9 protein-coding genes are annotated in these 12291 nt (G+C 57.3%); 4 read left to right on the top strand and 5 right to left on the bottom strand.

The window, feature by feature from the left end; all coding sequences use genetic code 11:
• Nucleotides 1-12: 12 nt before the first annotated feature.
• Genes icmH through tssI form a run of 5 tightly spaced genes read right to left on the bottom strand, consistent with a single transcriptional unit; the run spans nt 13 to nt 7278 of the window.
• Complete coding sequence (gene icmH / locus J7447_RS07240; RefSeq protein WP_209169175.1) at nt 13-1632, bottom strand: type IVB secretion system protein IcmH/DotU; 1620 nt, start codon at nt 1630-1632, stop codon at nt 13-15.
• Nucleotides 1632-2966 carry a type VI secretion system baseplate subunit TssK gene (gene tssK, locus J7447_RS07235; RefSeq protein WP_055654006.1) on the bottom strand — a complete coding sequence of 445 codons (1335 nt, stop codon included), beginning with the start codon at nt 2964-2966 and terminating at the stop codon, nt 1632-1634. The genes icmH and tssK overlap by 1 nt, the downstream gene beginning before the upstream one ends.
• A 58-nt stretch (nt 2967-3024) precedes the next feature.
• Nucleotides 3025-4746 (bottom strand): type VI secretion system-associated FHA domain protein TagH, encoded by a 1722-nt coding sequence (gene tagH / locus J7447_RS07230; RefSeq protein ID WP_209169174.1) that lies wholly within the window; start codon nt 4744-4746, stop codon nt 3025-3027.
• 21 nt (nt 4747-4767) lie between these two features.
• On the bottom strand, nt 4768-5364 hold the full coding sequence (locus J7447_RS07225) for a hypothetical protein (protein WP_139314123.1): 597 nt from the start codon (nt 5362-5364) through the stop codon (nt 4768-4770).
• A 51-nt stretch (nt 5365-5415) separates the two neighbouring features.
• Nucleotides 5416-7278: a type VI secretion system tip protein TssI/VgrG gene (gene tssI / locus J7447_RS07220; protein WP_145903415.1), complete on the bottom strand. Its 1863-nt coding sequence runs from the start codon at nt 7276-7278 to the stop codon at nt 5416-5418.
• 361 nt (nt 7279-7639) lie between these two features.
• Between tssI and J7447_RS07215 the strand changes: the two genes are divergently transcribed.
• The 4 genes from J7447_RS07215 to tssC all read left to right on the top strand — a co-directional run bounded on the left by J7447_RS07215 (nt 7640) and on the right by tssC (nt 12094).
• The gene (locus J7447_RS07215) at nt 7640-8344 is read left to right on the top strand and encodes an OmpA family protein (RefSeq protein ID WP_209169173.1); all 705 of its coding nucleotides are present in this window, start codon (nt 7640-7642) and stop codon (nt 8342-8344) included.
• Nucleotides 8345-8460: 116 nt separating this feature from the next.
• Nucleotides 8461-9744 (top strand): type VI secretion system ImpA family N-terminal domain-containing protein, encoded by a 1284-nt coding sequence (locus J7447_RS07210; protein WP_209169172.1) that lies wholly within the window; start codon nt 8461-8463, stop codon nt 9742-9744.
• Nucleotides 9745-10015: 271 nt separating this feature from the next.
• Complete coding sequence (gene tssB / locus J7447_RS07205; protein ID WP_022999366.1) at nt 10016-10570, top strand: type VI secretion system contractile sheath small subunit; 555 nt, start codon at nt 10016-10018, stop codon at nt 10568-10570.
• The gene (gene tssC / locus J7447_RS07200; protein ID WP_022999367.1) at nt 10571-12094 is read left to right on the top strand and encodes a type VI secretion system contractile sheath large subunit; all 1524 of its coding nucleotides are present in this window, start codon (nt 10571-10573) and stop codon (nt 12092-12094) included.
• The last annotated feature ends 197 nt before the right edge of the window (nt 12095-12291 follow it).

Genomic DNA, 12291 nt, shown 5'->3' with positions numbered 1-12291 from the left:
TTGCCCCGGATATCAGTTGTTGATCACCAGCCCTTTGGCCGGTGGTTTCAGGAAGACTTCCACACGTCTGTTGAGCGCCTTGCCTTCCCTGCTTGTATTGGGAGCGATCGGCTCGTCGGCGCCACGTCCTTCCACCTGCACCCGCCCTGGTGTTTGGAGGACTGATTCCATGACAGCGGCAACTGCCTTTGCCCTTTCAACGGACAGGTGCCAGTTGGTCGGGAACCGCGGATTATTGCGGATCGGGTCGCTGTCCGTATGGCCGACGACCAGAATTTCACCTTCCACCTGGTCGAGGGTCTGGCTGACCTGCTCGACAAGAAGCTGGAATTCAGGACGCAGCGTGGCAGCTGCGACGTCGAACTGCGCGCGCATGCGCAACATGATTGCCGGTCCCGCCTGCGAAATTTCCAGGCCATCGATACCTGCCAGCTGAGCGGAGACAGTATCGATCGCCGCATCTTCCGGTGGTGGTGGCGCGGGTGGCGGTTTGGGTTGGTAGCCTTCGCGCGCCAGTTCAATCGGGCCTGACGGGTAAAGCGCACTTGCGCGTCCAGCGACAACTTCGCTTCCGCTCGACAGAAGAAGCATCAAGGTGACGTAGCCCCCAAGAAGCAATGCGCCTGCAACGGCCGCGACCGACCAGATCGGTACCGAGAACCCTGCCCGCTTTTGCAGGAGTTCCAGGCCACGCCAATGGGGAGAGAGATCGTCTCCAGGCCGCGGGCGAACACGACGCAGAATTTCATGCAGGTCGCGTCGTTCACGCTCAAGACCCTGCTGGCCACCCTGGATCGCACGGTACTTGCCGTAAAAGCCGAGTGACAGACAGGAATGCATGACCTCCAGAACACCGTAGTTCCGACCGGGATCCTGCTTTGCCTTCTCCAGTAGCTGATAGAACTCGACACCGCCGGTTGCCTGACCGAAGAACTGGGTCAGCATGGAATATTGCGTCCATTGGTGACGTCCGGCAGACGGCAGGTTCTGCACGATATCGTCTGATGTCGCACAGAGCGCATAGGCGGCGGAACGGATCTGGTCGTCCGTGATTCCGGCGCTCCGCAATTCTTTCTCGAACGTCTTGATGGCACTGTAGACATCGCGCATCAACTGGTCGAACTGGGCGTCCGTCATTGTCAGGTGAAGCCGGCCCAGAAGCAGAAGCAACGGGGCAGCAGCACGGGAAATCGGATTTCGATTGGCAACGCGTATCTGGTTGATGTCCGGCATATGCGCCAGTTTACCGGCACCTTGCGCAGGTGCGGCCGCCGGCTGTGGCGCAGCGCCTTGCGGTGCCTGGTAACCGCCTGGTGGGGTTCTGAGATCCGGCGCCTGCTGCTGGCCATACTCATACCCGGCTGGCGTTGGAGCGTAAGGATCACGTCCTCCGCCGCCTCCCCCGCTTTGCCATGGATCCGAGCCACCGGAAGGCGGATTTTGTGGCGGTGGCGGAGCTGCGTGTCCAGGAGGCGCCTGACCGGGAACCTGTTGTGGCGGCGGCGCAGGTTGCTGAGGCGGCTGCCCGGGTTGTCCTGGCTGGCCTTCGCTCCATCGCCCGCCCGGATTGGGCATTACAATTGTCTTTCCCTTGCGTTTGGAAACGCCAAAGGGATCGTCATTGTCCGACATCAGCGGCCCTCCCGGACGGCATAGAACTCAAGCTGCAGATCCGGCCAGTTGCCGGAGAATTGCAGCCCGATCGCCGAGTCCTGGCTAAATTCGCGCCAAAGCGGGGTCGTCTTGTCCAGCCGGAAGTAGACACGGTCCGTGAGAGCCCGGATCTGTGCCGGTGGTACCGGCATGTGGATCAGCGGAATACCCGGCAGGTTGGAGTAGACGATCTGGCGCATCTGACCGAAGGGGCCAACCTTGAAGAGCCTTGGAAACTCGTTCTGAATTTCCGTCAAAGGCCTGCGGGCAGCCACTTCGATGACAAAGCCCGCCTGCGAGAACAGGTTGCGATCGACGATGGTCGACTTGAACGCATTCGGCGCCAGTTGTTCCAGAGGCAAGCGGATTGCCCGCCGGTCATAACCGGCCGACAGGAACGCCTGTATGTCGGCCAGGACCGGCTTGAAGATATCATGCAGCTTGTCGTGGTCATAAACGGGATAGTTGCGCGCTCGGCGCTCTTCCGTTGCGAACGTTGCAAGCTCCCCCGCCAGCTGCAGGAACAGTATGTACAGCCGCTCCGGATGCACATAAGCCGATTTGCGCAGGTGCATCAGCAAAGGATAAGTGCGGTTGAGCAGCTGCAACGTCAGATAATCGAAATTCTGCAATCCGCCTCCGGCGGACGTATCGGCGGCGTAACGCGCCAGTTCGCTCAGTTTGCGCTCCACCCAGCCAATGACGGAGTCAATCCAGCCGGTGACGACCGGATGCACATGACAGGCAAGTACCGGCGGCGCAAAGGAACCATCGGTTATGACAATGCGATCCTTGATTTCCGTGATACGGGCGACCGGCAGGCAGACCTGACCGGGATGGGGTGTCGAGCGAATCGAATACTGCAGGCGCGGATGCGCAACATCGATCTCCTCCTCCTGGCGGATGGTGGAGGTGGAATCGATGATCGTCTCCCTGCCCTGAATATATCTCGTAGCGGCATCGTCGCGGCCATTGGCGACTTCCACTGCATTGACGGTCGTCTCGGGAATTCCCAGCCAGACGATTTGTCCTGCCGCGTCCTCCGGAACGTCGATTGCAGGCGGCGGTGTGCCGTCTGCCGGGAAGTTGAACACCGTTCCGTCGGAGAATATGCCTCGGCCATAGCGAAGCGCGAACCGGCATTGCTGTCCTACGTCCTGATCTATTTCCAGCTCGGAAAAGCCCCAGGGATAGGGAGAGGCAAAACGGACTCGTTCGTCCAGCATATGCTCCGCGTACCGGTCGCTCTGCTGGAGATGATGAGGCCGCAGAAACAAGCCTTCGGTCCATGCAACCTTGCTATACCACGACATAAAGGTACTGCTCCCTTAACACTTTCGCGCCTTCGCGCTCTTAAAACTGGCAAAGGTCTTAATTCATCAGTCCGGAGCTCTGCTCCGGATCGTCACTGCTCAATTCTTCATAACCTTCGGTAAAGTATTGCGTGAAAAGCCCGACCACGCCATCGTCGTACGAACCGGACAAGGAACTCCAGCGTTCCTGAATCCGCTCCCATAGCTTGGCCTTCTGGTTACCGAATGTACTCTTGGCGACCTGGCCTTCTGATTCGATCGCCTTGGGGGAAAGCTTTTCTTCAAATCTTCCTGCAGCCTTCTGCATGGCTGCATAGGTCCAGACATGATGTTTCTGGATGTCCTTGAAAGCAGCCTGCATGGCCTTTGAAATCGGCAAATACCCGTTTTCTTCCGCTCCTGGGGCCAGCATCGTCTGCAATGCCATTTGCGGTGTCGGCGAAAACTTCAGGGCATTGTTCCCGCTACGCATGATCAGTGTGCGGTTGGCGTTCCGGGTCATGGCTTTCACCTGACTGCGTGCCTGCAAAAGACCCATCAAGTCGCCGGTGATGCCTTGCAATATGGCCCCGACTTCCCTGGCAAATTCTTCCGGATCGCGGCCGGCTAGCGTTGCAGCCGGGATACCGGCTCCTTCGGCGAAGGCCTTGATGAAATCAACATTGGTCGCCGGATTATTAGCCGGCTCAATATCGACCTTTGCAACCGCCGCTGTGTCTGCCTTCGCTGGTTCTTGCGGGGCAACAACAGGCATGGCCGCAGGAGCAGCTTGCTCCACTGGAGCTGGTTGTTCAGGCTGTGGTTCCTGGACCGTTGCCGGCTGTGTTTCCTCTGCCTCTGGCGCGCTCCAGACAGGCGCTTCGGGAAACGGCGACGCTGTGGGCTCTCCAGCAGGTGGCGGAGCAGATTCGGCCGCCGGTTGCTGGGTTGGTGCCTCTGGTTGAAGATCCGGCATCTGGAAAAGCGGCTCAGCACTTTCCTGCGCCGGGTTTTCAGACAGCGCCGGAAACGGAGATTGAGCTACAGGTTCCGGAAATCCAAAAAGCGGCTCTGCGGGTGCGGCTCCGGCAGATTGAAGATGCGGTTGCTGGGCAAGATGATCCAGCGGGTCTGCTTGGGCCGGTCGAGGCGCTTCCCGTTCGCCGATGTGCGCATTCGGATCGTACAGCGAAGGATCCGCCGTACCCCAACCGTGTCCTTGCTGGCTCCAGACATCATCTGCCGGCGTGCCTACGCCTGGATTGGAGGAAGGCGGAGCGTGTCGCCCTTCCATGCCCGCTCCCGGTGTAGCCCAGGGCCCACCCTGATTTTCCATTGGGTAGTGACCAGGAGCCGCGCCCGCCGGTCCTGGTCCCGTAGGCCAGGAGGAGCCACCACCGGACATAGACGAAGTTTGAGGTGCGTCCCAAGGCTGCGGAGCAGCGGCGGCGACTGGTGCTGCGGACATGGCCGGCTGCCCGGATCCGGCTTCCAGCGATACGACAATGATGTAATCGCCAATCATCAGCCGATCGCCGGAGCGCAGCACATGTGCCTTGTCCATGCGGGTCTGGCTGCCATTAAGGAAAGTGCCGTTTGTCGAATAGTCGTAAAGAACGAAATTCCCGCTTTCAAAGCGCACTTCGCAATGTTTGCCGGAAATCACCCGCTGGGGATCGGGTAGACTCCAGTCCAGATGTTCGTGCCGACCAATGTCGAAGCCTCGGTCGGCACAGCTGTAGGACAGCTGACCGCCGGTCTCCAACCGGTCAACATTTTCAATCTGGAGCGTTATGCGCATTCCCACATTTCCTCTTTGCGCTTAGGAAAAGGCTGACGAAGGGCCGCCGACAGTCACCGCGGGCATCATCCCACCTCCGGCGAAGGACAGCCCGGCAGACAGGCAAGATTTCAGAGCCTCATCCCGTTTGGCAGGCTCAAGTGTTCCAAGCGCAATCAACACAGCTGTATTCACGGCCTTGGCCGTCAGGTCGTCAGGCATGTCCACCCGGTGCTCGGGGCTGGGCGAAAGGGATCCGCCAGACCAGCCTGCAGCAAGACCGATCCAGACGGACGCGCTGTCCTTCTTGGCGGCCTCAGCCGCAGCGTGAACCGCAACACGGGCATCTTCATCCCCCTCGCGGACCCAGGTCTCGCTGAGTTTAAGAACCTGCCGGTCATCCTCGTTCTTGGCCTGATCCAGACCCGCAACGCAATTCATGCCCCACCAGACCGATTCCCGTTTCGGCAGGATATGAGCGAAATAGGCAATCGCCGACAGCGGTGCCTCGCTTTTCTGCAATTCCAGAGCATAGGCGTCCGGAGCGATATCCGTGGCCGGTTCGCTTACCGTTTCCGACAACTCCGGAAAAGTTTCAAATACCTGTCTAGCCTTTGTAAAGCGGATACGTGATCCCATCTGCTCTACTCCGTTTTTTCTCTTGGCCGCATTCGTTCAAGAACCGCAGCATCAATTGATCAGTACAAGGCCGCCCTTGAGTTTCAGCAACGCACTGCCTGTCACATTGGTCATTGTACCCTTGGCGTTGAGCATGCCCGAAGCCACGATATCGATTTTCACCGACTCGATCTTGATCGAGGCAGGCGTCATGGTGATTTTGCTGGCGCCGCAGATAAACTCGATCTTCGTTCCGGCAGTTACCTTCCAGTTCATGCCGATATCTTCGGTCGTGTTTCGGCCAACCGATTCCGTTCGGTCAACGTCGATCTGGGTCTCGCGGCAGTTTTTGACATGCAGCATTTCGTTATTCTCGATGACGGTCTCCATGTCCTTTTGGGCATGAACCCCAACAAGCTCATTCCCTTTGGTGTCATCGAGCACGAACTCGTTGTAACCGCCGCCGCCTACCGTTGAATCCGACTTGATGCCGGCTTTGTTTTTCTCGCCTGGCAGAGAATAAGGCGGCATGTTTTCCGCATTGTAGACTGTGCCGACGATGATCGGTTGATCCGGATCGCCTTCCAGGAACTGAACAATCACTTCCTGGCCGACACGCGGGATATAGATGCCGCCCCAGTTCTTGCCTGACCACACTTGCGCCACACGAACCCGCCGAGACGCAGTCTTGTCGCGGTCCCAGTGAAAGGCGACCAGGATCTGACCGTATTCGTCCACATCGATTTCGCCTTGCCCCACGACTTTTGCCGTTTGCGGGCCTGGTATTCGCGGTTTGCGGGTGATGGCCGGTGTGCGGTACGTTATACTGGCAGGCAGAACGTCATATGTCCCGGTATAGGCTTCTCCCTGGGCCCCACCACCACCGGATCGATATGCCTCGGTGATGATCCGATGGCTTGCACGCACGATCAGGTGCTCCGCGTTCTGCGGACTGTGTGGATGTTTGACTAACGCGAACAGCCCTCCTGCAAAGAACCGCGGCACTTCGCCGGCTGCTTCAATTCGCTTGTCCGCAGCCTGTTCGGCTTCCATACGAATCTTGCTGAAAGTGCTGCCCTTGTCTTTTTCGGTGTACCTTCCCGGATAGTCATAATTTTCCAGAGACCCGGCTCGATATTGAGTACCTGCATCACGCTCTGCTTCCAGCAGCGCACTCGGTTTCTCGAAATCATAATCATTGACTGCAAACTTGCCGGTCCGAAACTTGCGCGTCGGAATCCAATGGTAAAGATGCTCCGTATTCCTTTGACTGTCGCCGCCAAGAGCAATGTAGGGAATGGAGCTGTCACCCACGATCGGGCTGTAGGACGATTTGGCGTCCGCCAGAATCATGACGTGCTTGCCGTCCTTGTGCTCGAAGAAATAGGAAATTCCGAATTCTTCCATCAACCGGCAGCAGAAATCGTAATCCGATTCCCTGTACTGGACGCAGTAATGAATCGGATCATAGGCCTCAGTCAGCTTATCCTGGAAATCGGCGAAGTCATGCTCCCCCAGGACTTGCTTAATGATGTCAGGCGCGGACATGTCCTTGAAAATTCGACAATTTGAATTCTTGGTGAGCAGCCAGAACCACGGGCGTAGCGTCAATTTGTAGATGTAATAGGAATCGCGATAGCCCATCCATTTCGCATCGGTCAGAAGACCGTCGAAATGCCGCGTATCACCATTGTTGGTGACAACCTTCACCGTCATGGAAGTCGCTATGGCCTGGTCGAAATTCAGATCCTCTTTCTGACTCAGAACCTCAAGCCTGATCTCAAAATCTTCGCTGAGCCCCTCGTCGCACTCGATGGTGACAACGGAAAGCTCATCCTTGCCAAAGACCGATGTCAGCTCGGCCATTCGGTTAGCTTGTTTAAGTTGTCCTTCGGCCACGAAAGATCTCCTCGGAAATAACGCGGTTTTCTGCAAAAAGGCAGCCTGGCGGCTACCACGTTTCAGACACTAAGGCGTTTCCGGCAAAAATAGTGTGCTCAAGAACACACTTGATGCAAATACTTTGAACTTCAAACTCTTTTGTGAAGGAGGAGGCACTTGCCCCTTCCCCAAGTGCGGCTAAAAAACACCGCCTGCTGCTTTTAAATACCAACCCTGCTCACCGACGTCACCCCAACAGCTCTCCTCTTGCTTATTGCCGATAAAACGACATACTGACATCAAATCGCACTTTAGTGACTTTCGCCACACTATTATTCTTATCCATATGGCACGATCCATTTCGAAGCCCAAAGCGACATCGCTTTTGAACACTCCACAAGGGAGGATTGAAATCGTGACCCCTACTGTATTTTCGCTCGACCGGAACAATGCCGCTCGGACCGGCCTTCGCCGCGCCCTCCTGGCTGCTTCCGTTTCTCTTGCCATTGCCTTGCCGGCACTTGGAGCCGCTCCGGCATTTGCCCAGGACGCCACTTATTCGGCCGATGAAGTCAGCAAGCACTTCAAGCAACTGAAAACGCGTTCACTGAAGCCGGCTGGCGGAACGCGAGCTCTTTGCATCGGTACTCGCGACGAATGTAATCCGAACGCCAAACCGGAGGAAGGCGGCCAGGTCGCAGTCTCCCAGGACGGCGCAAAGACCGAAGGTGGTGAAACGGAACAGACCCTTGTGGTCGATCCGGAAACCAACGCCATCGACGCTGCCTTCAACCTGCTGGTTTCGTTCGAATATGCATCGGCCAAGCTCAGCACGTCCGCACAGGCCAACCTTCGTGAGTTTGCCAAGGGCATCAATGATCCCGACCTGGCCAAAGCCACATTCGTGATCGAAGGCCATACCGACGGAATTGGCTCGACCAACTACAACCAGCGTCTTTCCGAAGACCGTGCGCAGGCGGTTACGCAGTATCTGGTCAACCTCGGCGTCAGCCGGGACCGGCTGAAAACTGTTGCCTACGGCGAATCCCGGCCGAAGGTTGCGGATGTCAACGATCCGGCAAACCGCCGCGTTGAAAGCAAGCTGGTACTCGAGCAGTAATAATTCACACATCAGACATGCCGGACCGGAGCTTTTCCCGGTCCGGGTCTCCTGAACAATAACCGGGACCGATCCCGGACATACCACCGGAATGCATACCGGGCTGGGGAGCACGAATGAATTTCGATCCGGAAACCTACGGCACTGAAGTAGCGCCGGGTGCTGGCTGCGGGCCGGACCTCTACGATACCGAACCCGCCTTTGCCGCGCTTCTGGATTCGTGTGAGGAATTGCTGCCGGAGCGATACAGCGAATTCGACCGATCCGAGATCGACTTTACCGACCTCTTCAAGCAGATGGACGGCTTCCTGAAGCAGTCCAGAGACTTGAGACTGCTTGTCATTCTCGCGCAGTTCGGTCTTCTGAGCGGTCAAGTCCATACGTTTGCGAACTCGATTCGCATCATTCGCAAACTGTTGGAGAACCATTGGGACGACGTCCATCCAAGCGATGCCGACTTCGGCCACATGGAACGAATCGGAGCGCTCGAGTCCCTCAACAACAGGCCCACGGTCGTCCTTCCGCTGGAAGCAGCGCCCCTGCTCAAAACCAGACGGACAGGGCCCATCAGCTATCGCGCCATCCAGATTGCGGCCGGCGATGCCACGGCACGTCCGGATGAGCATACAATCTCACTTGGTGCGATTGAGGCTGCACTGACATCGGGCGAACTCGAGCAGGACGCTATCGACGAGATCCTCAAGGACCTTGGAGACCTGCCGGACGAACTTCAGACCATAGCCGAGCTGTGCACCGAAAAGCTCAAGGCGAGCGGTGCGAAAGCAGCTCCTCCCAATTATGAGGCCTTGTCCACTCTCCTGAAGGAGATGAATGCCGAACTGAACAAGCGGCTCGGACGCCTCTCCCCTGAAGAGACGGAGGTCTCTTCGTCTGAAGATACTGCAGCAGAGGCAGCAGCAGCTGACACATCGCAGGCGTCTCAATCAGAAATCAAGAATGCCGCCCAGGCAAAACTGATTCTGGACGCTGTCGAAGACTATTTCGCCAGCCGGGAACCGTCGCATCCGGCGCTGTTTCTGGTGCGCGAGGCTCGCGGCCTCGTCGGCAAGTCCTACCTGGATGCCTTGAAAATACTGATGCCGCGCAGGTTCGACGACGTAGCGCTGATTCTGGGTGCGAGCGGGTTACAGCTTTCCAACGACCGACTGATCGACCTGAACGACTGTGGTGACCGGGAACTGGGCGAAATTGATGATTTCGCAGTGATGGTGATCGAAAGCCGAAGTGACGCAATGAAGGGTATTGCGGCGGTCAAGGGTTACTATTCTTCCAATGAACCCACCAGCCCGATCCCCCTTTTGCTGGACGAGGCGCAGAATATGAGTTCCGGTTCATTCACCGGTCTTCTCAACCTCTTCCTGAGGCCGGAGGAGGACTGATTCAACTGCCATTACAACCCCTATGTTACCTAGGGTTTTCAGCTTCTTACTTGACACCAATGGCCAACGGGTCCTCAATATTTCGAGAAAAAAATAAACCATCGATCATGTGACCGTGATCACTTCCCGTTCCCCAGAAACGCAGTACATAGATATCAACGAAACGCAGCGCCGACCTAAGTACAGCAATTAGCAAACAAGAGTTACGCGCTAGTATTTGACTAAAATTGACCTTTTTTCTTCTGGGTCATGAAAATGAAAGGCAAGTACAATGGCATCGAACAGCGGGCAAGGCTTTATCAAGCGCAACAGACCTCCGCGGGTCCACATTTTCTATGAAGATCCGTTTGACGCGGAACAGAAGGTGGAACTGCCATTCGTCATGGGCATCATGGCCGATCTTTCCGGCGACAACCCTGGCGTGGAAAAAGCCGATATCGATGACCGCAAGTTCCTCGACATCGACATGGACAACTTTTCCAAGCGCATGGAAGCAATTGAACCTGGCACCTCCTTCACCGTGAAGGACAAGCTGTCCGGCGAAGAAAACTCCAAAATGAGCGTCCAGCTGCGTTTCAAGAGCATGGACGACTTCACCCCGGGACGCGTTGCCGAACAGGTTCCGGCACTCAAGAAGCTGCTCGATGCACGCCGCAGCCTGGCTGCATTGCGCACCATGATGGACGGACGTGTCCAGGCGATCTCCCAGCTCGAGGAGCTGACCCGGGACCCGGCTCTGATGCAGGCACTTGCTCAGAAAATCGAAGCCGACAAGGCATCGTCCGCCGACAAGCAGGCAGACGGCGACGGCACGGAGGAGGCATAAATGAGCAGCACCGATACCAGCGCCCAGGCAAGTGGCGCAGCAGCCGGCGAAGTTGCGGTTGAGAAGAGCCCCGAGGAGTTCGCCTCGATCCTGAAACAGAATTTCCGGATCAAGAACGAAAACGATACGGCCAATCAGCTGGTTGACAACGCCATGTCGACCTTCCTCGCTGAAGCCCTGTCCGATCAGGCGCTTATCAAGGAAGACGTCTACGACACGATCGATGAGATGATCGCGAAGCTGGACGAAAAACTGACGGCTCAGGTGAACGAGATCATTCACGCCGAGGAGTTCCAGACACTTGAGAGTGCCTGGCGCGGGATCGATTACCTCGTGCACCAGTCTGAAACCGACGCATCGCTCAAGCTTCAGTTCCTGAACATCTCCAAGAAAGAACTTGCAGGCGTGTTCAAGAGCTACCGCGGCGCCAAGTGGGATCAGAGCCCGCTGTTCAAGCAGATCTATGAAGCCGAATTCGGCCAGCTGGGTGGTCAGCCCTACGGCTGTCTCGTGGGTGACTATGAGTTCTCCTACGACCCGCAGGACATCACCGTGCTGCGCGGCATGGCAAAGATCGCTTCGGCAGCCCATGCACCGTTCCTGGCAGCGGCCAATCCGCAACTGATGCAGATGGACAGCTGGACGGAACTGCCGGCCAAGCGTGATCTGTCCAAGATCTTCGATACGGAGATCCATGCCCAGTGGCGGACGCTGCGGGAATCCGAGGACTCCCGTTACCTTGGTCTGACAATGCCCCGCGTGCTGGCTCGCCAGCCCTACGGTGCGAAGTCCGACCCGGTGGAAGAATTCGCCTTCGAAGAAGAGTTCGGCGAAGACAGCCACGAGAATTACGCCTGGATGAGCTCGGCTTATGCCATGGCAACCAACGTCAACCGTGCCTACAAGGAATTCGGTTGGACTGTGCGCATCCGCGGCGTCGAAAGCGGTGGTCTGGTGGAAAACCTGCCGACCCACGTCTTTGAAACCGACGATGGCGGTGTGGACCAGAAGTGCCCTGCGGAAATCGCGATTTCCGACCGGCGCGAACACGAGATCTCCCGTCTGGGCCTGATCCCGCTGATCCACCGCAAGAATACGGACCAGGCAGCCTTCCTTGGAGCTCAGTCCGTCTTCAAACCGCGCCAGTTCTCCGGACCGGACGGCAAGGATGCAACGGCATCGGACAACCTGTCTGCCCGCCTGCCCTATATGTTCGCGACCACTCGTTTCGCCCACTACCTGAAAGTGATGGTGCGCAACAAGATCGGTTCGACCAAGGAATCGGCGCAGCTGCAGCGTTGGCTGAATGACTGGATCATGGACTACGTCGATGGTGATCCGGACAACTCGACCGAGGAAACCAAGGCGCGCAAGCCGCTGCGGGAAGCCAAGGTCACTATCGTGCCCGACGAGGAAAACCCCGGATATTACCGGGCCCAGTTCTTCCTTCGTCCGCACTATCAGCTGGAAGGCATGGACATCGGCATGAGCCTGGCGTCCCGCATTCCGCAAGACGGTAATTGATTTCACAAATTGCCGGCGGGGCGGCAGCCCGCCCCCTGGCATGCATCCCACGGGATGCAGCCCGGTTTTCCCGGGCGGAGGTACAAACAAGGTGCGCAAGCGCCTAGGGGTTTGGACCGCGAGGTCCGAGGTAGTTGTCAGGAATAGCAGAGTTTGAGCCAGGAACATTTACCTGGCCCTCAACAACCAAGAGGATC

The sequence above is a fragment of the Labrenzia sp. R5_0 genome (assembly GCF_017743835.1).
GTDB classification, from domain to species: domain Bacteria; phylum Pseudomonadota; class Alphaproteobacteria; order Rhizobiales; family Stappiaceae; genus Roseibium; species Roseibium algicola.
This window is presented reverse-complemented; position numbering and strand designations above follow the sequence as displayed.